The following is a 21,235-nucleotide window of genomic DNA, read 5'->3' on the forward strand; positions in this document are numbered from 1 at the left end:
CGATCGTCGTCAGCAGGCCGTGATCGGAGCTGACGGCCTCGTTGCCGGTGTTCATGAGCATGAACGAGCCGGTACCGTAGGTGTTCTTGGCGTCACCAGCATCAAAGCAGGTCTGGCCGAACAGCGCGGCCTGCTGGTCGCCGAGGGCACCCGCAACAGGTACCTCAGCACCGAGGAAGCCGTCGGCGTCGGTCGACCCGTAGGTCTCGTCGTCCGAAGAGGGACGAACCTCGGGGAGGATCTCCCGCGGAACGTTGAACTCATCGAGGAGTTCGTCGTCCCAGTGGAGCCCCTCGATGTCGTAGAGCATCGTCCGGGAGGCGTTGGACACGTCGGTGATGTGGTTGCCGGTAAGGTTGTAGATAACCCATGTGTCCGGGGTACCCATCATGAGCTCGCCGTCCTCGGCGCGGTCGCGGACGTCTTCCGGTCGGGATCGCTGGAGCTTGATCGGATCGGCGTTGTCGAGAATCCACTCGGTTTTTGTTGCCGAGAAGTACGCATCACATTCGAGACCGGTCTTCTCGCGGATCTCTTCGACGGTCAGCGTGTCGGTGCTTTCGTCTTGGATCTCTTCGACCCGATCGGTCGTCCGACGGTCTTGCCAGACGAGAGCGTTGTGTACCGGTTTACCGGTTTCGGCGTCCCAGATGATCGTGGTCTCACGCTGATTGGTGATACCGATCGATTCGAGCTGGTTAGCGTCGAGGCCTTCCTTGTCGAGTGCCTCGTTAATCACGAGCTTCGTGTTCTCCCAGATCTCCATCGGGTCGTGTTCGACCCAGCCGGGCTCCGGATAGATCTGTTCGTGTTTTTCGTAGGCTTGCGATACGACGTTTCCGTCATGGTCAAAGACCATGAAACGAGTTCCAGTCGTCCCTTGGTCAATTGAACCAACGTATGTTTCTGACATGTGTATTCACCACACTCCTTGTGGGGGCCACTCCCCCGCTGGCGGCGAACCGTTCTTTACGACCGGTTCCACCACCACGGGTAAACACTATGGAAGAACGTGATAAATGTTACTCCCGTCCCCAAACTTGACTATAGTTTCGCATTGTTTCGGGTGGTTTGCGAGACACTCACACGCATGAATAGAACGTCAGACGCGCGTCGTTCATGATGACTCGGTGGCGCGTGCCATCAGCAGGGGATAAAGTAAAGTAATCATAGTTTAAACGCAGACTGAACGGATGAGTAGCCAACCACACGTTCTCGTAATCGGCGGCGGTTCAACGGGGTGCGGCATCGCGCGCGACCTCGCGATGCGCGGACTCGATGTGACGCTCGTCGAACAGGGGAACCTCACCCACGGAACGACAGGACGGATGCACGGCCTCCTCCACAGCGGTGGCCGGTATGCGGTTGCCGACCAGGCCAGCGCAAAGGAGTGTATGATCGAAAACCGGATCCTGCGGGATATCGCCAGCCACTGTGTCGAAGAGACCGGCGGGCTCTTTGTCAAACGACCGGAGGACTCCGAGGAGTACTTCCAGAAGAAACTGGAGGGCTGCAAGGAGTGTGACATCCCGGTTGAGGTACTGTCTGGCGAGGAGGCACGGAAAGAGGAGCCGTACCTCGCGAAAGACGTCGAAAAGGCGATCCGCGTTCCTGACGGCGCGGTCGACCCCTTCCGGCTCTGTGTGGCCAACGCCGCCAGCGCGGAGGAACACGGCGCGCGCATCGAGACACACGCGCCCGTGGTCGACGTGCTCAAAGAGGGCGACGAGGTCGTCGGCGTCGAGGTCGAACACGAATCGGGCCCAGGCAAGCGCGTCCACCGCGAGCCTGGCACCCGCGAGGAGATCCGCGCCGACTACGTCGTCAACGCCACCGGGGCATGGGCCGGCGAGATCGGCGAGATGGCCGGCCTCGAACAGGAGATCGAGGTTCGACCCGGCAAGGGCGTCATGACGATCATGAACACCCGCCAGGTCGACACCGTTATCAACCGCTGTAAGCCGAAGGGCGACGCAGACATTGTCGTCCCCCACGAGACGACCTGTATCCTCGGCACCACAGACGTCGAGGTTGATGATCCCGAGGACTACCCCGAAGAACAGTGGGAGGTCGACCTGATGATCGACACGCTCAAAGAGCTGGTGCCGATCGTCGAAGAGGCTCGGACGATCCGCTCCTTCTGGGGTGTCCGCCCGCTGTATGAGCCGCCGGGGACCGGCACGAGCGATTCGACGGACATCACCCGAGACTTCTTTTTGCTCGACCACGCCGACCGCGACGGCGTCGAGAACTTCACCTCGATTGTCGGCGGGAAGTTCACGACCTACCGGATGATGGGCGAGGATATCTCCGATCACGTCTGCGACAAGCTCGGCGTCGACGCCGAGTGTCGCACCGACGAGGTACCGCTGCCCGGCAGCGATGACTTCTCGGTGCTGCGAGATTACATGGACGAGTTCGGGATTCGCTCGCCGATCGGCCGCCGCAGCGCCCAGCGACTCGGCTCCCGTACCGACGAGGTGCTGGATGTCGACGGCCCGAACCCGGTCGTCTGTGAGTGTGAGGCGGTCACGCGCGCGGAGGTTCAGGACGGCATCGATGGGGCCGGCTCAGACCTCAACGCTGTGCGGCTTCGCACGCGGGCGTCAATGGGTAACTGTCAAGGTGCGTTCTGTTGTCACCGGATGGCCTCGGAGCTCTACGATGAGTACGACGAGGAGACGGCGTACACCGCGTGGGACGAACTCTATCAGGAACGTTGGAAGGGTGAGCGCCACGCGATGTGGGGCCGACAGCTCTCTCAGGCCGCGCTCAAATACTCGCTGCACGGCACGACAATGAACCGCGATAAGGACGCCGCGACGACCGACACCGTCATCAGCGACTTCACCGCCTTCGACACCGGTGTCGGGGCATCACCGAGCGACGGCGCGGCCGGTGCGGCAGCGACTGATGGCGGCCGGCGGGGAGGTGACTGATGGCAATCCATGAGGATGTGATCGTTATCGGTGGCGGGCTTGCCGGCTCGATAGCCGCGCTTGAAGCGGTCGACGGTGACGCCTCAGTCCGCCTGATCACACATAAAAAGAGCACGCTGCGACACGCCAGCGGGCTGATCGACGTGCTGGGCTATTTCGACGACGAAGAGCCGGTCGCTGATCCCTTCGCGGCGATCAGCGAACTGCCGGATGATCACCCCTACTCGATCGCCGGCGAGGCGGCGATCCGCGATGGGCTCGCCCGTTTCGATGCGGCGGTCGGTGACAGCTATCAGGGTTCCCACACCGACAACAACGCCTTGTTGCCGACGTTCGGTGGTGCGGTCAAACCGACCGCCCGCTATCCGACCGCCGCGGCGGCCGGCCTTGCCAGCGACAGCCGCGACATGCTGATCGTCGGCTTTGCGGAACTCACCGAGTACAACGCCGGCATGCTGGCCGACCATCTTGACGCTGCCGACGTGCCGTTCGATGTCGAGGGCGTCGAACTCAATTTCCCCGGCGAGTACGCCAACGACTCCCGGGTGACGCGGTTTGCCAAGCGGTTGGATAGCAACGAGGATGTCGATCACGACGGCCAAACGATGGGTGCCCGCCAGGCGCTCGCCGATGCGGTCGACCCACATATCGGTGACGCTAAACGTGTCGGCTTCCCGGCCTTCCTTGGTGACGACCACGCGGTCGACGTGCGAACCGATCTCGAACGGGAACTCGGGGTCGATGTGTTCGAGATCCCGATGGGGCCGCCGAGCTTCCCTGGGATGCGGCTGGCCGACCAGCTAAAAGACGCTATCCACGACGCTGGCGTTCGCATCTCGGCGGGCAACCCGGTCATCGACTACGAGGCCGACGGCGACGAGCTTACCGCCGTTGTTGTTGACAGCAAAGGTCGAGAGGTGCCGTACCACGCCGAGGAGTTCATCCTTGCGACCGGTGGACTCGTCGGCAAAGGGATCGACTCCGAGCGCGACGGTACCGTCGAGGAGCCGATCTTTGACTGCCATATCCCGCATTCCGACGACCGATACGACTGGTTCGACGAGGAGGCCTTTGGCAACCAACCGTTCGCTCACTTTGGTGTCCGTATCGACGACGGAATGCGCCCGCTGAACCCTGACGGCGAGCCGGAGTTTACCAATCTCCGAGCCGCCGGCGGTGTTGTCGGCGGGACAGATCCGGTCGCTGAGAAATCCCAAAGCGGGATCTCGCTGACGACCGCCACGGTCGCGGGGCAACGTGCGCGTGAACGAACTGTGAAACGAGAGGTGAGCCAATGAGCGACGCACAACAACCGAGTGAGTTTGATGCCACGACGGCAGTCGATGAGTTCGAACCGGTCGATGTCTTTCCGTCCAGTGAGGATATGGATCTCCGGCCGGGTGCCGACAACTGTTATAAATGCACCAGCTGTGACACCTCGTGTCCGGTCGCCGAGGTCAACGAGGACTTCCCTGGGCCCAAGTTCCAGGGGCCCGAACAGTGGCGGCTCAAACGCCACGAGGACGTTGACATCGACGACTCGATCATGTCGTGTTCGAACTGTATGCGGTGTGACGACGCCTGTCCGTCAAGCGTCCCGCTGAGCCAGATGCACAACACCGCCCGCGGAGAGTATGTCGAGAAACACATGGACAAGCTCTCCGTTGAGTACCTCCGCAATCGGATGTTGGCCAACTACCGGACGATGGCGACGCTCGGCACAAAGGTGCCACGGCTGGCCAACTTCGTGATGGGGCTTGACATCACCAGCTACCTCGGTGACAAGCTCATGGGCATCCCCAGCGAGCGCGATATGCCGGAGTTTGCCACCGAAACCTTCCGGCAGTGGTGGAAACAACGCGGCGGGTCGAAGGTGTCAAACCCTGACAAACAGGTTGCCTACTTCCATGGCTGTTACTCCAACTTCAATACGACCGAGGTTGGAAAAGCGATGGTACGGGTCTACGAGGAGTTCGGGTACGAGGTGCTCGTTCCAAAACAGCAGTGTTCCGGCACACCGATGTTTGCCAACGGGATGCTGGATGACGCTCGTCGTGAGGCCGAGGTCAACGTTCGCGAACTCGGTGCGGCGATCGAGAACGGTGCGGAGGTTATCGCCTCATGTACGTCCTGTTCGATGGCACTGCGACAGGAGTACCCCGAGCTGTTTGACATCGATGGGATCGATGAACTCGCAGCACACACCTGGGAATCGCTTGAGTTCCTCCGTGTCAACGAGGATCTCGAAGCCAAGCTGAGCGAGGCTGAGATCGATTCGCAGGCCTTTGCCTACCACGCGCCGTGTCACGCCCGAAACCAAGGCATCGATCACCAGGCGATCGAGCTCTTCCGTGAGCTTGATGGCGCGACGATTGAGGATGTCGGCGACTCCTGTTCCGGCATCTCGGGCACCTACGGCTGGAAGTCCGAAAAGTACGAAACCTCGATGAAGATCGGCGCGGAGATGTTCGACCACATGGAACACGCAGAGGGTGATGTCGGGATGACCGAGTGCCCAACGTGTTCAATGCAGATGAACCACGGGACAGGCTACGAGATCCGCCACCCGCTGGAGCTGCTCGAGGAAGCCCTCCTTTAGCTTCCGGTTTCGCCGCTTTCTGTTGGCTGTCGATCACGTCAATACAGACGATAAGATGTATTGATCGTTGATGATAGTATTTTTACCTGTGGGAATCCTAAGTATGTTGCTTCCGGTTTATACACCCAGAAATCATCTCAACCGGATGCGGTATTTATGACCCAAACAACAACCGCACTCATAATCGGCGGCGGCGGCACCGGTGTTGGAACAGCACGTGACCTCGCACTCCGCGGTGTCGACGTGACACTCGTTGAACGCGGCGAACTCGCCAGCGAAACATCGGGCAGTTCGCACGGATTACTACACAGCGGCGCGCGGTACGCGGAGTCAGATCCCGAGGGCGCGGCCGAGTGTATCCGCGAAAACGAAACGCTCCGTGATATCGCCGGCCACTGTATTCACGATACTGGTGGGCTCTTCGTTCAGCTTAAGCAGGACGACCCGGAGTACTTCGACACCAAACTCGAGGCCTGCCGCGAACACGGGATCGACGCCGAGGTAATCGACGGCGACGAGGCACGCAACCGCGTGCCGGATCTCAGCGAGAACGTTGAGCGAGCGATGGTCGTTCCCGACGGGGCGATCTATCCCTCGCGGCTCGCCGCTGCAAACGCCGAGAGCGCGGCCGAACACGGTGCGACGATCCACACCAACGCCCCGGTAACTGAGATCACTGTCACCGACGGCGAGATCGAACACGTTGCTATCGGCGGTGAGGTAAACACGACAATCGAACCGGAGTACGTTATCAACGCAACCGGCCCGTGGGCCGACAAAATCGGTGCGATGGCCGGTGTTGACTTCGCGATGAAACCAACGAAGGGTGTTATGCTCAGCGTCGAATATGAGGATCTTGGCCCTGTGCTCAACCGCTGTCGTGAGCCGGCCGATGGCGATATCATCATCCCCCACGAGGGCGAGGCCGTTCTTGGCACAACAAGTGTTGAGGTGGAGAATCCGGATGACTACCCCAAAGAGGAGTGGGAAGTCGACCGGATGTACGAGGAGTGTGCTGAGATGGTGCCGGACATCGAGGGCCGCGAGGAGCTCCGCAAATGGTGGGCCTGCCGGCCACTGTACGCACCTGACGAGAGCAACCGTACTGACTCCGGTGAGGGCGACGAGCGTAGCATCTCCCGTGATTTCACGCTGTTGGATCACGAGCGGGACGGCGTCGATAACTTCGCCAGCGTTGTCGGCGGCAAGCTGACAACCTACCGCATGATGGCAGAATCGACCGCCGACCATGTCGCCGGGAAGCTTGGTGTCGATGCCGAGTCGATCACCGCCGACGAGCAGCTGCCGGGAGCCGACGACCCCGCCGAACTCGATCGCTTGGTCGCCAAGTACAGCGAACCACAACCGACCGACGCTGGTGTTGTTGCCGATCTGTCCGGGTCGACGGCTGCCGGCGACTGAGGCAGCCGGCTGGTGTGTCTGCTGGTAGCCGCCCGGTCACGGGCTGTGTCGACTCGCTGCCCGCTGGTTACCGTTACTCGTTTCTCACGACAGCTACACCGTCCGACGCCGATGAGTTGCAGGATCGGTTCGGTGAGCAGCCAACAGACAGCACTGATATCGCGCTCACTGACGCCCCCGTTAGGGTGCGATCTGATCCCGTCGCAGTAGCCGCACTGCCGACGTACCCACCCGACGACGAAACGATGTACGACCCAACGGTTGCAGCCGCCGAGTGATGTTACTAGCCGTGGTTACGCCGCTGAGCCGCCCGATCCGAGCGTTCTTATCCTTCGGTCGACTCCCTCCGGCCATGTTTCGGGATCGGTCGGCCGCGATCGCCGACAATCAGCCAGTCATCGGTGCCGGCGCGGCGGTCACGCCCGGCCCTGCGGGGCCGCTCATCCTGGTCACCGGGGTCGACTGCCCGAACCAGCTTCGCTCGTGGGCCGACGGCCGTCTCCGAGATCGCGCCTGTGGGATCATCGCCGACGCAAACCGACAGGCTATCGGCGTCGCGGCGGCCGATCTTGACGCCGACGGCGAGGAAGAACTGTACGTTCACAACACCGATACTGACGGCGGGACGTGTGCGACGACCGACCTGTTACTCGACCGGATCGACCACAACGGCCGGACGGTCTGGTGTGATGCCTTCGCCAACGCGGTCAACGCTGACCGCGGAAACTTCACCGCCGGCCGGTCGGTCGCCGCTGTCGATCGCTTCGGCACCGGTCGCTACGGCATGGTTGTCGCCGGCTCCGCGGCGGCTACCCGGTGTTATGAGCTCGGCGACGACGGCGAGATCACCGATATGGCCGACGCGATCGGACTAGATGCCACCTGTGGGGCGCGCTCGCTGCTCGCCGCCCCGCTTGTTACCGAGCAGATGGATCTGTTCGTCGGCGTCGACGACGGGCCCAACCGCCTGTTCCGAAACGACGACGGCCATTTTGTCGATGTCGCTGATACGGCTGGCGTCGACGCCCCGGAGGCCGATGCCCGCGGCGTGACCCTCGTTGACGCCGGCAACGGGACTGTCGCTGTCGCGGTCGGCAGTTGGGACGGCGAGAACCATCTCTTCGTGCCGACCGACACCGGCTTTAGAGATGCGTCGCCACCGGGCTTTGCCGATCCGGCGCGTGTTCAAACGCTCCTTGCGGCGGATTTTGACAACGACGGCCGCCAAGAGCTCTTCGTCAACGTCTGTGGCGGTTCCAACCGCCTGTTCGCGCCGGTCGTCAACGAGGCATCGACCACAGATGGAGCGGCCACCGCCACAGCGACCGGGTGGGAAGCCCGCTCGCTTGGTGCGGCGGCCGAACCTGCGAGGCGGGGGACGGGTGCGGTCGTCGCCGATCTCGATGGCGATGGCCGGTTGGAACTGTTGGTCGTCGGCGGCGATGGCGACGCCCAACCCTTGTCACTGTACGACGCTCCGACCGACAACGACTGGCTTCGCGTGCGGCCAACAACCCAGTACGGCGCGGCAGCCCGCGGTGCGGTCGTCACGCTTGATACCGATCGCGGCCACCAGCGACGCGTGATCGACGCCGGCAGCGGCTATCTCTGCCAATCCGAGCCGGTCGCCCACTTCGGCCTTGGTGGCGCGACGGCACCCACACAGACGCCACGCCGGCTTACGGTTTGCTGGCTCGATGGCCGAGAGCGAACGATCGAGAGCCCAGCCACAAAGACGACCTACGAGATCGCTCATCCGGCCAGCGAGTAGCAGGCGTGGCGGTCGGTACTGTTCGGGATAGTGCGATTAGACTGAGCACACCTCGAAAGCCCCCGGCCCCTTTCAGTCCCACCCGACTGCGGCTGCTTGGCCCGCTGACGCGGGTGGGACTGAAAGGGGCGACGCGCTGGAGGAAGGCGGGCGTTCACGAGAGCAAGCTCTCGTGAGCCAACCAGAAATCTCTGATTTCTGGTGACGACGCAAGCACTGCAGGGCCGAAGGCCTGAAGCGCGCAGCGAGCCCCCCGACTCCAGGGCGTCGGGGCTTTCGAGATGGTTCCAATTTCATCGACTTCTCTGAACACGACTTAGCGGTCGCCGAGACGTTTTTTGATTCGTCCCACCCAGTAGTATGACAGTGATCCGAAACCGTGACCAACTGCCGAGTTCCCCTGCTCACGAGGTTGCTCTCGACTGTCTCGCTGCTGGGATCAAGGCCGCCGATCCCGCGCGACTGACTCGTAGGGCGGTGTCACTGGCCGACGGCGCGCTGACCGTCGACGACCTCGCCGACTACGGTGCGGTGATCGTCCTCGGCGGCGGGAAGGCCGCGGCGGTCGTCGCCGCGGAGCTTGAGGCGATCCTCGGCGACGCCCTTGACGGCGGCCTCGTTATCACCGATTCGCCGGACGCCTCGCCTGTCTCGACCCAACGCGTCGAGGTGCTCGCTGGCGACCACCCGATCCCCAGCGAACGCGGCGTCGAGAGTACCCGCCGGCTGTTGGAGGCCGCCGAAGCAGCCGACGAATCCACGCTGATACTCGGTGTTATCACCGGCGGCGGCAGCGCGCTCATGACCGCCCCCGCTGAGGAGCTTTCGCTGGCCGACTTGCAGGCGACGACCGACGCGCTGTTGGCGTCGGGTGCGACGATCGATGAGATCAACGCCGTCCGCAAACACTGCTCGGCGATCAAGGGCGGCCGGCTCGCGGCAGCAGCCCAGCCCGCCGATATCCGTTCGCTCGTTGTCAGTGATGTCGTTGGCAACGATCTTGCGACGGTCGCCAGCGGCCCCCTCGTTGGCGATCCGACAACCTACGCTGACGCCCGCGCGGTGCTCGACCGCTATGACTGCGATGTGCCGGCGGCGGTTATCGACCACCTGGATCGCGGCATAGCCGGCGAGATTGATGAGACGCCGACGCCCGGCGACCCGGTTTTCACCTCGGTGACAACGACGATTATCAGTGATGGGCGAACCGCCGTTGAGGCTGCCGCCGACCGCGCAACCGAGGCCGGCTTCGATCCAGTGGTTCTCTCCTCACAGATTCGTGGCGAAGCGCGCGAGGCGGCGAAAACACAGGTCGCGATCGCCGAGGAGATACAGGCCAGCGGCCGGCCGATCGCCCCGCCAGCGGTCGTCGTCTCCGGTGGCGAGACAACTGTCACCGTCGACGGCGACGGTACTGGCGGCCCAAATCAGGAGTTCGCGTTGTCGGCTGCAGTCGAACTCGCCGCAGCCGCGGCCGACGACAGCGGCGTCGGCGACGCGGTTGGCGACACCGTCGTTGCCGCCGTCGACACCGACGGGATCGACGGGCCGACCGACGCCGCCGGCGGGATCGTCGACAGCGAGACGATCACTCCCGGGGTCGGACGGCGCGCGCTGGCCGAAAACGACGCGACTGCGGTTCTCGATTCGGCCGACGCGCTCATCGACACCGGCCCGACCGGGACAAACGTCAACGATCTACGGGTCGTTGTGGTCGATGCATCGTGACGAAGCGGCAACATCCGTCACGACGAGTAGACAGCTTAACGTACCGAGGCCCACCTGTTCCGGTATGGTCGATCCGACATCTGATATCGGGGAGGACGTCGACGAGGCTGACGCCCCCGACTGTGCGGTCTGCGGCGAACGTATCATCGAACTCCCGACCCATCGTGTCATCGCCACTGTCGAGGACGGACAGATCGAACACACACACTTCTGTTCCGAGGACTGCCGGGCGGGCTATCTGGATTGACATCCTCCCGCGGGGAGCGTTTTTATTATCCGCGGTGTAATGCTGTAGTATGATCTCCCTTGAGGATGCAGTCACCGCGCGGCTGGAATCCCACGGCGCGCGCTTTGAGGTACTGATCGATCCCGACGCCGCCCTCGAAATCAAACGCGATGAGTTCGACGGCGACCTCGAGGAGGTGATCGCCGCCGAGGATGTCTTCGAGAACGCCTCCCGCGGTGATCGCCCGGCCGAAACCGATCTGGAGGATGTGTTTGACACCACCGAGCCACTGGAGATCATTCCCGAGGTGATCAAACGCGGCGAGATCCAGATCACCGCCGAGCAGCGCCGCGAGATGCAGGAACAGAAGCGCAAACAGCTCATCAATCAGATCGCACGCAACGCCGTTAACCCACAGATGGACGATGCCCCACACCCGCCGGAGCGGATCGAACGCGCCTTAGAAGAGGCTGGCTTCCGGATTGATCCGATGGAGCCCGTCTCCGAGCAGGTCGACGAGGCTCTGGAGGATCTTCGCCCGGTGATCCCGATCCGATTTGATGAGGTGACCATGGCGGTACAGCTCCCGGCCGACCACGCCGGCAGCGGGCAGGCTGAGGTGCGGCAGTACGGCGAGTTAGAGCGCGAGGAGTGGCAAAGCGACGGCTCGTGGGTCGGTGTCGTCACGTTTCCAGCGGGATTACAGAACGATTTCTACGATATGGTCAACGAGCTTACCAGCGGTGAGGCCGAAACACGGGTGATCAGAGACGAAGACGACATCAAAACCCGGTGAGTTCGCCGAGAGATTCTTGATGTTCCCAGCCCACTGTTTGATATGGACGTGGTTTGGACTGTCCGTGCGTGATCACGGCTTTGATCGACCGGGGGCGGCCGCCCGGCGTGGAGGCCACCGATGAAGGCGATACTCGCCAAGCGCGTCGACAGTGGCACCGCTGATCTGTCTGAGCTCCGCGACCTTGCGGCGGCGGCCGGCTACGAGGTTGTCGGCGAACTCACCCAGACCAGAAAAGAGGATACGGCCCACCACTTCGGACAGGGGAAAGTGACCGAACTCGCCGAGTTGGTTGCCCGTACCGACGCCGAAACGGCCATTATCGACAACGAGGTCGGCCCCTACCAGATGTTCAACATCGGCCGCATCCTGCCCGGCGAGACCGAGGTACTCGATCGGTTTACGCTCATCCTCACGATCTTCGGGCAGCGCGCCCAAACCCGGAAAGCCCAACTCCAGGTCGAACTCGCCGAGCTACGCTACGAGCTCCCGCGGGCGTCGGCGAAAACGAGCCTTGCCAAACGCGATGAGCGCCCGGGATTCATGGGGCTCGGCGAGTACGACGAGAGCCGCGAACAGGATATCAAATCTCAGATCGCCTCGATCAAAGACGAGCTGGATTCGATCGCTGAGAAGGAAGCCCAGCGACGCGCCGAGCGTCGTGACTCCGGGTTTGATCTGGTCGCCCTCGCGGGGTACACCAACGCCGGCAAGTCGACACTACTCCGGCAGTTGGCGGCCGAACTCGATGTCGACGAAAACGCCGAGAAACATCCTGATCTCGACGATGTGGCTGAATCCCAGGATATGCTGTTTACCACCCTCGGGACGACAACCCGGCGGGCCGAACTAGAGCGGCGGGAGGTGTTGTTGACCGACACCGTCGGCTTTATTTCGGATCTCCCTCACTGGCTTGTTGAATCCTTTGAGTCGACACTCGATTCGGTGTACCGAGCGGATCTTGTGTTGCTTGTTGTCGACGCCAGCGAGTCGGTACAGGAGATGCGAGAGAAGCTGGTGACCTCCCACGATACCCTTCATGAGCGCAACGAGGCTCCCGTGTGCACCATCTTCAATAAGGCTGACCTACTCTCTCCGGAGGAACTCGCTGACAAACAGGCCGCGCTGTCGACGCTTGCGCCGAATCCAATCGCCGTCTCGGGGAAGACCGGCGAGAACATCGAGACGCTTCGTGCGCGCGCCGAAGCCGAGCTCCCCGACTGGGAACACGAACGCCTGCTGGTACCGATGGCCGACGACACAATGAGCTTCGTCTCGTGGCTCTACGATCACGCCCACGTTGAGACTGAATCCTACGAGGGCGATCAGGTACTGTTGGCGTTTGATGCCCGACCGGCGATCGTCGAGCAGGCTCGTGCGAAAGCCGCCGCGCTCACGCCCGTCGAATCGGCCTAACGCCGTTGTGTTGTTGGACAGCCAGCGTCGTAGCGACCACCCTTACAGCGGGAGAAATGATCGCCCGATCGTGTATGAGGCAACGATATCGAGGCCAAACAGCACAAAGATCCCGGCGGCCACCCGGTGGAACCACGTCCGATCGAGCCGGTGGGCGGTTTTGTTGAAAAACAGCGCGGTCGCCAGGCTCACCGGGATAATCGCCAGCATTTCGCCGACCCAGATCGCCGGTGTCGCGCCGTACTGGACGGCCAGCCCGATCGTGACTAGCTGTGTTTTGTCGCCGAACTCACCGAAAACCATGAACCAAAACGACGGGAGAAAGCCATGGAGTCGCTTCGGGAGCTGCGATTGGATCGCAGCTAACCGGCTCCCTTCGGCGGCGACCTCCGGGGTATCGACGCTATCGACAGTCGTATACAACAGCCACCCCCCGAAGGTGAAAAATAGGCCTGCGGTGATGGCGTCGAGATACACTTCGGGTAACGCGCCTTTCAACGCGTTCCCCAGGAGTATCTCGATAACCGTCCAACCGCCGAAGGCTGTCGACGCGCCCGCGACAACCATATACGGGTTGTACCGTGTCGCCAGCCCGGCGATCACGAGCTGTCCCTTCTCGCCGGGAAGGGCGGTCAGCTGAAGAATAAATGCGGTGCCAACAACACTAATAAAGGACTCCATTCAGTGCGCGAAGATTAGAGGCGTCTAAGTATTATATTTATGCATTCGAACTATCGATCGTCGCGCCGATACCGCTCGGGCACGTGTTCGACGACCGGGTCGGGAACGAACTCGGCGAGCACCGGGGCGAGTGCGGCGAGTCGCCGCCGAAGCAGCCCATAGCCGATGGCGGTGATGAGCGCGGTGGCGACAAGCCAGCGGAACAGCGGCGGCACCACGGCGACAAGCGGGAGGCCGACCAGCAGCGACAGCCCCACATCCTCAGGCGCGCCATCGTAGCGCACCCACCGCTTGGGTGCGTGCCACTCGCCAGCAACGTGATCGTACACGGCCCGCTCGGAGGTGTTCTCCCATGGCCGGAGTTCGAGGCCGCCACCGAAGCGATCCATCTGACAGTGAGCGGCGGCGGCAACAAGCGCGACAGCGAGGCTAAGTGTAAGCGGCGACCCAACAACGGCTGCACCGATTACCGCTGGGATCGCTGCTAACGAATAGCCCGTCGGGTAATGGAGCGTTCGCCGATGGCCACCGTACAGATCTAGATCCGGCCAGATCCCACCACCCACCCCGCCGATCAGCGCGGCGGTCGCAGATTCGGGAGCCAGCCACAGCAGCGGCGCGCTGATCGCAAGCCCGACCAGCGCGTGGGTTGGCAGCATCATGCCGTTCGGGAGGCGGTGGGTCGGAATAAACACGTCGCTGAGGTGGTGTCTTCGCGCCGCTGGCTTTATCGCCATCTCGCGGTTTTGATCGAGTATGTCTTCACCGCCATCTGCGCCACCGGGTGCCAACGCGATCCCCGGCGCGCTTGAACGGCTGTTCCGTGACGGTCGTTACAACGCGGGACTGGCGTGGCTATTGATCGCCGTCCTTGCTGGTGTCTTCGTTGAGAGTCTGTTGGGACTTGATTATCGGTGGATCCTGTTTGTTGCCGTTGTCGGTGCGGTTGTCTGTCTCCCGCCGATCGCCTATCGGGACTGGCGCGTGATGCTGCCCTGGGAGCTGCTTGTCGTCGCGTTGCTACCGATTCTCGTGCGTGGCCTCGTCGGCGGCACTGTTGGCACGGTTGCGACCTACATCTCCTTGGCGGCTCTCGCCTTGCTCGTTGTTGTCGAACTCCACATGTTCACGTCGTTGACGGTGACCCACTGGTTTGCGGTCGCCCTTGTCGTGTTGACGACGCTTGCGGTCGTCGGGGTGTGGACGATCCTTCGGTGGGGTGCCGATCAGTATCTTGGCACCGCGTTTCTCGTTGACAACGAGACGCTGATGATCGAGTGGCTCTCCGTAACCGTCGCCGGTGTCGTCGCCGGAATCCTGTTCGACGGCTACTTCAGCCGCCGGGATCGCCAGCTGCGCCGCGTGCTTCGGCGGGTGATCGGCCGATGAGTTTGTTACCTCGGCCATCGCTGTCGACACAGCGGCGACTCACGGTTGTGATGCAGATATTGCTAGTTACTATCGTTGTATATGGTTTATTAGCTGGACAGCCGAAAGCAGTCACCAACGGCGGCATTGGACTGGGTGTGACGCTGCTGCCGGCGATACTCCGGCGTAACTACCGGTTTTCGCTCGATCCATGGCTTGGGTTGTGGATCACGACGGCGGTCTTTCTGCACACCCTGGGATCGGCTGGGCTCTACGCACAGTTTGCGTGGTGGGATAGTATGACCCACGCGCTGTCGGCGTCGCTTGTCGCCGGCGTCGGCTACACGGCCGCGCGCGTGGTTGACCTCCACAGCGACAAGATCCACATCCCCACGCAGTTCGTGTTCGTCTATCTGTTCATTGTCGTGTTGGCCTTCGGGGTGATCTGGGAGCTTTTCGAGTTTACCCTTGATCTGATCAGTGCTGAAACGGGGCTTACGATGCCGCTGGCCCAACACGGGCTGGATGATACGGTTGTTGATATGTTGTACAACTCGCTGGGCGCGCTGTTGGTCGCGCTGTTCGGCCAGGCACATCTTACCGGGGTTGCCGAGTCACTGTGCGACCGGGTGTGGTCGCTGGAGGCGTAGTCGGGCCCCGGCGGTTCGGGTCTGTGGTTGTCAGCGGCGATATTCGCCCAAATAAACTACAATGTGCTATATCGACTTCTTTTGTTTTGTAACAACACAGATTCCATCGATCCGCGTGTCGGGATACCCCCCGTCGCCGTCCTTTTCGGCGGCCTTACACATATCCCAGACGACGTTTAAACCGGTTGTCACGCCCTCCAAGGCTTCCATCTCACAGCCGGTTTTCCCGGTTGTCTCGACGGCGACGGTCAGTTCGATCCGGTCGTCGGCGACCGAAAACTCGGTGTCGACGTTCGTGATCGGGATCTGGTGGCACATCGGGATCGACTCCCAGGTGTGTTTGACCGCCTGAACCGCGCCGACCCGGGCGGTAGCGAGCACATCGCCTTTCGCTACGTCGTTGGCTTCGATCGCTTCGACCGTTGAGGGCTGGAGGTGGATCGTCCCCTCGGCGACAGCCCGGCGGTCGCTGTCGGGTTTGTCGCCGACGTCGACCATCTGTGCTGTCCCCGAGTCGTCGGTGTGGGTCAGTTTGTCGGCCGTATCGGTCGTCGGCTGCGTCGGCTCCTCTGTTGGCTCACTCATCGGTCGCAAACACCTCCGGGAGTCGGTCGAGTAGATCTGTCGCAACAAGGCTGTCGCCGACAGTGTCAGCCGCCAGATCGGCGGCGCGGCCGGTGACGTAGGCCCCGACCGCCGCAGCCGCCCGTGGCTCTTCGGTTGCCAGCAGCGCGCCGACCACCCCCGCCAGCACGTCGCCGGTACCGCCGACGGTCATCCCGGGGTTGCCGGTGCGATTGATCCGGGTTGTCTCGCCGTCGCTGATGATATCGTGGGCACCCTTCACCAGCAGCGTGTGGCCGAGGTCGGCCGCGAAATCGCTAACCTGATCGGCCAACTGCTCGCGGTCGTCGGTGCTCGGCCCGCCCATTTTAACCACCTCGCCCTGATGGGGGGTACACACCAGCGTCGCGCCGGTGTCAACCTCAGGGACGACACTCAGCGCGTCGGCGTCAACGACGGCTCGACCGTCGTAGCGCTCAAGAAACGCGCCCACAGCCGCCCGAGTCGACTCGTTGTCGCCGAGTCCCGGGCCACAGACAACGGCGTCGACCGCGGTGGCCTGTGTCAACAGGTCGTCGACAACACTTTGGGTCACCAACTCACCAGCAAGCGGGTGGACAATCAGGTTCTCGCTGTACCCTTGCACCTGCGGGGCGACTGACTCAGGGCAGGCAACATGGACGAGGTCGGCACCCGCTTGGAGGGCAGCCTGGCCGGCCAACGCCGGCGCGCCGGTGTAGGGGCCGCCACCGATCACCAGCAGTTCGCCGTGGTCGCCCTTGTGGCTCTCGGCGGCCCGCTCGCGGCCCAACAGATCGCCGGGGCCGACGAACCGCTCGGCGGCCGCCGGAATCCCGATATCGGCGACGGTCACCGCGGCATCGAGGGCGTCGAGTCCGGGTTTTGTGTCGTGAAAGGTGACAACGTGATCGGCTGTGACCGCATCGCCGGCAGCCTCCCCGGTGTCGGCATCGACACCAGAGGGGACATCAACGGCGACGACCGCCGTATCGGCGGCGGTGATCGCGCGGGCTGCTGTCGCCGCCGGCTCTCTAAGCGCGCCGGTGACGCCGGTGCCGAGCATCGCGTCGACGATGCAGTCGGCCCCGGCGAGATCGAGGTCGTCGATCGCGGTCGAATCGGTGATTGTTGTCGCCGGGATCTCTGCGGCTTGGAGGGCCGCCCAGTTTTTGCGGGCGATGTCGGTACCGATGCGATCAGGATGGCCAAGCAAGGCGACTTCGACATCGTACGCATCAAGAAACCGGGCGGCGACGAAGGCGTCGCCTCCATTGTTCCCGCGGCCACAGACGAAGATCACCTGGTCGTCGGGATCGACATACTGTCGGACGACGCGGGCGACGGCGTTGCCGCTTGACTCCATCAACTGCTTGCGCGGGACACCGAGGGCCGCCGCGTTTGCGTCGACGGCTGCCATGCGGTCGGCGGTGAGCATACCCTCACTCGGTGGTCGAGGGAATTAATGGTCGGGGATCGTTTACTAGATCGCACATTTTTCAGGAGAATCGGTGTAGAAAGCCCTCGACGCGCTCGACTCCCGCGGCTCGCTGTGCTCCTCGTCACTCGCTTCGCTCGTTCCTACGGTGCTTACGTCGCCGTGGTTCGTCGAGCGCATCTCGCCCTTTCAGTCCGCCAGGACGTGGTTTGGTCGGTCAGCCGACCCAGCTGCTTGGCTGCTTGTTTCTACAGGCGGATTACTGGTCAACGTCAGAGGAACGATTCCTGCAGGAACCCGATGTAGTCCCGCACCGACAGCGCGAGCGTGATCGCAAGCACGACCGGCACCACGTAGCGCAGCGTCGTCAGCCAGACCGCTTCGATCCGGCCGTCGCTGGTTCGGCCCTTGCCGAGCTCCTCGATCGCCTCGCCGGCGTACACCCAGCCGATAAAAATCGACAACAGGAGTCCACTGAGAATCAGGAGGATGTTGTTAGCAAAGAGATCGTAGGCGTCGAGATAGCTCAGATCGATGGCGGTCGGGATTCCGACGACGAACAACACTGCCGCCATCCCAATCGCCGTCGGCACGCGGTCGACATCGAAGGTATCAGTGACGTAGGAGACAACGACCTCGAAGATGCTGAACGCGCTGGTCAACGCGGCGACCAACAGCATGAGGAAGAAGACGCCACCGAGTATTTCCCCGCCGGGTAGCTGTTGGAACGCGCCCGCGAGGCTGATAAAGATCGATCCCGCCCCGCCTTCGCCGGGCTCGATCCCCTGAGTAAACAGGAATGGGAAGACAACAAGCCCAGCCAACAGCGCGATCGCCGTATCGAGGACGACGATGACGCCCGCGTCCTGCAGGAGATTGCGATCCTCGCCGATGTAGGAGGCGTAGGTGATCATGATCCCCATCCCCAGCGACAGCGTGTAGAACGCCTGGCCGGCTGCTGCCGGGAGAATCGAGACGGCATCGCCAACGATCGTACTGAGATCCGGCGCGAGATAGTAGCTGTAGGCGGCTCCCGCACCGTCGAGTGTTGCCCCGTAGCCGGCCAGCCCGACGAGCAAGACGACGACTGTCGGCACCATCACCGTAGCTGCCTTTTCAAGTCCGTTGCGAATCCCGAGGGCGACGATGCCGGCGACCGTCGTCATGAACAGCCCGTGGTAGGCGATCGCGTTGGTGCCGGAGGCCGTACTCAGAAAGAACGCCTCGGCGTCAGCGCCGTAGCCGCCGGTAAAGCTGGCGACGACATACTGGATCACCCAGCCGCCGACGACGCTGTAGTACGAAAAGATGATGAACGCGGCGATCGCACCGACCGCGCCGGCGGCCTTCCAGCCGGGGTGACCGAGCCGCTCGAAGGCCCCGATCGGGTTGCGGTTCGATCGCCGTCCGATAACGAACTCGACGAGCAACACCGGGACGCCAACGCCCACGACCAACAGCAGGTAGACAACGAGAAACGCCGCCCCACCCGACTCACCGGTCAGGAACGGAAACCGCCAGATGTTGCCCAGTCCGACCGCGCTGCCGGCCGCGGCGAGGATGAAGCCGATGCGTGTCGCCCAGGTTGCGCGTTCGTCCATCACGCGCCTGTTTTGCGAACACGCAGATAAGGCCGTTTGTTGCCGCCGACAATCGGTTGCGGAACCCTTTTTGCGCCCGTCGGTGTCGGAGGTAGCAATGAGAGGTGGTCGCCGATGACGATGGACGACCGCATCGATGAGCTACGGGCGAAACGCGAGGAGGCCCGCCAAGGCGGCGGTGAAGCCCGCATCGCCAAACAGCATGACAAGGGCAAAAAGACCGCCCGCGAGCGGATCGACTACTTCCTCGATGACGGCACCTTCCATGAGTTCGATCAGTTCCGCACCCACCGAAACCACACCTTCGGGATGGAGGAACAACAGCTGCTGACCGACGGGGTTGTCACCGGCTACGGCGAGGTCAACGGTCGCACCGCCTTCGTTTTCGCGCACGATTTCACCGTTTTCGGTGGCTCACTCGGCGAGGTCTTTGCCGAGAAGATCTGTAAGGTGATGGATAAGGCGATGGAGGTTGGCGCGCCGATCGTCGGGCTCAACGACTCCGCGGGAGCCAGGATTCAGGAGGGTGTCGGCTCGCTCGGCGGGTTCGGCGAGATCTTCCAGCGCAACGTCGACGCCAGCGGCGTTATCCCACAGATATCGGGGATCTTCGGGCCGTGTGCCGGCGGCGCGGTCTACTCGCCGGCGATCACGGATTTCGTCTTCATGGTCAAAGAGACCAGCCACATGTTCATCACCGGTCCCGATGTCGTCGAGACGGTCACCGGTGAGGAGGTCAGCTTCGAGGAGCTTGGCGGCGCGGTCACCCATGCCTCGACCTCCGGGTCGGCGCATTTCGCCGAGGCAAGTGAGGAAGAAGCCCTCGACAACATTGCGCGTCTGTTGTCCTACCTGCCGCAGAACAACGTCGAAGATCCACCCCGGATCGATCCGTGGGACGATCCCGACCGCGACACCACGGCGGCCGGCGAGATCGTCCCCGACGCGCCGAAGAAACCCTACGATTCGACCACGGTCATCGACGAGATCGTCGACGAGGGCTCGTTTTTCGAGGTACACGAGGACTTTGCGAAGAACCTCGTCGTCGGCTTCGCTCGGCTTGACGGCCGTTCGGTCGGCATCGTCGCCAACCAACCCCGCGTCAATGCGGGGACGCTCGACATCGAGGCCAGCGAGAAGGGCGCACGATTTGTTCGGTTCTGTGATGCGTTCAACATCCCGATCGTCACCTTCGAGGACGTCCCCGGCTTCATGCCCGGCACCGACCAGGAACACGGCGGGATCATCCGCCACGGCGCGAAGCTGCTGTATGCCTACGCCGAGGCGACCGTCCCGCTGCTGACCGTCATCACGCGGAAGGCCTACGGCGGTGCCTACTGTGTCATGGCTTCGAAGCATATCGGCGGCGACGTGAACTACGCCTGGCCGACCGCCGAGATCGCCGTCATGGGGCCGAAAGGCGCGGTCAACATCCTCTATCGGGAGGAACTCGCTGACGCCGACGATACCGAGGCCCGCCGTCAAGAGCTAATCGACGAATACCGCGAGGAGTTTGCCAACCCCTACACCGCCGCCGACCGCGGCTTTATCGACGACGTGATCGAACCCGCTGAAACCCGGACGCGGCTGATCGACGACCTCGAAATGCTGCTCTCGAAACGCGAGGAGAAACCGTCGAAGAAACACGGGAACATTCCGATCTGATGTCGCCGGAACCGCCAATCGACGCCGACGCACTCAATGGGCTTGCCGCCGCCAGCGACGAGGAAGCCGCCGCCATCGTTGCCGCGATCAGCGATCACATCCGAACGCAGGAAGCCGCAGCGGCCGCTGCCGCCACAGCCGACGCCGATGGTGACGATGCAGGCCAACGGTCATGGCAGTTTGCCGGCCGGCTGTCCGGACTGGGGGTCACCGCCCCTCGGCCGGCATCGTCGACGCCATCGGACAGCTGGACAGCCGCGGATCGCGCTGATCGGTTCTGAGCCCGGTGCTGTTGGGATCGCCACCACACCACTTCTATCAGCTTCGATACTGTTACCCCGAGCTATATTACG

Annotated in this window: 20 protein-coding genes; 14 read left to right on the forward strand and 6 right to left on the reverse strand. The window is 62.7% G+C overall.

Annotation, left to right across the window (positions count from 1 at the left end; translation table 11 throughout):
- A partial coding sequence (locus tag DP106_RS02640; RefSeq protein ID WP_240625311.1) for an FGGY-family carbohydrate kinase occupies positions 1-913 on the reverse strand: 913 nt, incomplete at its 3' end.
- 280 nt (positions 914-1,193) lie between these two features.
- On the opposite strand from DP106_RS02640, the gene glpA reads away from it, so the two are divergent.
- The 10 genes from glpA (at position 1,194) to hflX (ending at position 12,897) form a co-directional block, all read left to right on the forward strand.
- The gene (gene glpA / locus DP106_RS02645; RefSeq protein ID WP_120083223.1) at positions 1,194-2,939 is read left to right on the forward strand and encodes an anaerobic glycerol-3-phosphate dehydrogenase subunit GlpA; all 1,746 of its coding nucleotides are present in this window, start codon (positions 1,194-1,196) and stop codon (positions 2,937-2,939) included.
- Positions 2,939-4,237, forward strand: a complete 1,299-nt coding sequence (glpB, locus tag DP106_RS02650) for a glycerol-3-phosphate dehydrogenase subunit GlpB (protein WP_120083225.1) — start codon at positions 2,939-2,941, stop codon at positions 4,235-4,237. The genes glpA and glpB overlap by 1 nt, the downstream gene beginning before the upstream one ends.
- The gene (locus tag DP106_RS02655) at positions 4,234-5,538 is read left to right on the forward strand and encodes an anaerobic glycerol-3-phosphate dehydrogenase subunit C (RefSeq protein ID WP_120083226.1); all 1,305 of its coding nucleotides are present in this window, start codon (positions 4,234-4,236) and stop codon (positions 5,536-5,538) included. Before glpB ends, DP106_RS02655 begins: the two co-directional genes overlap by 4 nt.
- Before the next feature lie 156 nt (positions 5,539-5,694).
- A complete protein-coding gene (locus tag DP106_RS02660) occupies positions 5,695-6,960 on the forward strand; it encodes an FAD-dependent oxidoreductase (RefSeq protein WP_120083227.1) in 1,266 nt (421 codons plus the stop codon).
- A gap of 14 nt (positions 6,961-6,974) precedes the next feature.
- Positions 6,975-7,238 (forward strand): hypothetical protein, encoded by a 264-nt coding sequence (locus tag DP106_RS02665; RefSeq protein ID WP_120083228.1) that lies wholly within the window; start codon positions 6,975-6,977, stop codon positions 7,236-7,238.
- Between the two features lie 74 nt (positions 7,239-7,312).
- A complete protein-coding gene (locus DP106_RS02670; RefSeq protein WP_120083229.1) occupies positions 7,313-8,731 on the forward strand; it encodes a CRTAC1 family protein in 1,419 nt (472 codons plus the stop codon).
- Positions 8,732-9,097: 366 nt separating this feature from the next.
- Positions 9,098-10,459, forward strand: coding sequence for a glycerate kinase type-2 family protein (locus DP106_RS02675; protein WP_120083502.1), 1,362 nt, complete (start codon positions 9,098-9,100; stop codon positions 10,457-10,459).
- A 64-nt stretch (positions 10,460-10,523) separates the two neighbouring features.
- Positions 10,524-10,706, forward strand: a complete 183-nt coding sequence (locus DP106_RS02680; RefSeq protein ID WP_120083231.1) for a DUF7576 family protein — start codon at positions 10,524-10,526, stop codon at positions 10,704-10,706.
- Positions 10,707-10,755: 49 nt separating this feature from the next.
- Entirely contained in the window at positions 10,756-11,481 is a 726-nt protein-coding gene (locus tag DP106_RS02685; protein WP_120083233.1) for a ribosome assembly factor SBDS, read from the forward strand.
- Positions 11,482-11,601: 120 nt separating this feature from the next.
- Positions 11,602-12,897 (forward strand): GTPase HflX, encoded by a 1,296-nt coding sequence (gene hflX, locus DP106_RS02690; RefSeq protein ID WP_120083234.1) that lies wholly within the window; start codon positions 11,602-11,604, stop codon positions 12,895-12,897.
- 42 nt (positions 12,898-12,939) lie between these two features.
- On the opposite strand, the gene DP106_RS02695 is transcribed toward hflX, so the two are convergent.
- The gene (locus tag DP106_RS02695) at positions 12,940-13,578 is read right to left on the reverse strand and encodes a TMEM165/GDT1 family protein (protein ID WP_120083236.1); all 639 of its coding nucleotides are present in this window, start codon (positions 13,576-13,578) and stop codon (positions 12,940-12,942) included.
- A 50-nt stretch (positions 13,579-13,628) separates the two neighbouring features.
- Complete coding sequence (locus tag DP106_RS02700) at positions 13,629-14,240, reverse strand: metal-dependent hydrolase (RefSeq protein WP_120083503.1); 612 nt, start codon at positions 14,238-14,240, stop codon at positions 13,629-13,631.
- A 94-nt stretch (positions 14,241-14,334) separates the two neighbouring features.
- On the opposite strand from DP106_RS02700, the gene DP106_RS02705 reads away from it, so the two are divergent.
- Both DP106_RS02705 and DP106_RS02710 read left to right on the forward strand, forming a co-directional pair.
- A complete protein-coding gene (locus DP106_RS02705; RefSeq protein WP_120083237.1) occupies positions 14,335-14,967 on the forward strand; it encodes a hypothetical protein in 633 nt (210 codons plus the stop codon).
- On the forward strand, positions 14,964-15,596 hold the full coding sequence (locus tag DP106_RS02710) for a hypothetical protein (protein WP_205738868.1): 633 nt from the start codon (positions 14,964-14,966) through the stop codon (positions 15,594-15,596). The genes DP106_RS02705 and DP106_RS02710 overlap by 4 nt, the downstream gene beginning before the upstream one ends.
- A 66-nt stretch (positions 15,597-15,662) precedes the next feature.
- Here DP106_RS02710 and moaC read toward each other — a convergent pair whose 3' ends face one another.
- The 3 genes from moaC to DP106_RS02725 all read right to left on the reverse strand — a co-directional run bounded on the left by moaC (position 15,663) and on the right by DP106_RS02725 (position 19,217).
- Complete coding sequence (gene moaC / locus DP106_RS02715) at positions 15,663-16,181, reverse strand: cyclic pyranopterin monophosphate synthase MoaC (protein ID WP_120083238.1); 519 nt, start codon at positions 16,179-16,181, stop codon at positions 15,663-15,665.
- Positions 16,174-17,616, reverse strand: coding sequence for an NAD(P)H-hydrate dehydratase (locus DP106_RS02720; RefSeq protein ID WP_120083239.1), 1,443 nt, complete (start codon positions 17,614-17,616; stop codon positions 16,174-16,176). Before DP106_RS02720 ends, moaC begins: the two co-directional genes overlap by 8 nt.
- Positions 17,617-17,888: 272 nt before the next feature.
- Positions 17,889-19,217, reverse strand: coding sequence for a sodium-dependent transporter (locus tag DP106_RS02725; RefSeq protein WP_120083241.1), 1,329 nt, complete (start codon positions 19,215-19,217; stop codon positions 17,889-17,891).
- Between the two features lie 120 nt (positions 19,218-19,337).
- Here DP106_RS02725 and DP106_RS02730 point away from each other — a divergent pair, with 120 nt between their 5' ends.
- On the forward strand, positions 19,338-20,882 hold the full coding sequence (locus tag DP106_RS02730; RefSeq protein ID WP_120083506.1) for an acyl-CoA carboxylase subunit beta: 1,545 nt from the start codon (positions 19,338-19,340) through the stop codon (positions 20,880-20,882).
- Positions 20,882-21,163: an acc operon protein gene (locus DP106_RS02735; protein WP_120083242.1), complete on the forward strand. Its 282-nt coding sequence runs from the start codon at positions 20,882-20,884 to the stop codon at positions 21,161-21,163. The genes DP106_RS02730 and DP106_RS02735 overlap by 1 nt, the downstream gene beginning before the upstream one ends.
- The last annotated feature ends 72 nt before the right edge of the window (positions 21,164-21,235 follow it).

The sequence above is a fragment of the Halonotius pteroides genome (genome assembly GCF_003605635.1).
In the GTDB taxonomy this organism is placed as follows: domain Archaea; phylum Halobacteriota; class Halobacteria; order Halobacteriales; family Haloferacaceae; genus Halonotius; species Halonotius pteroides.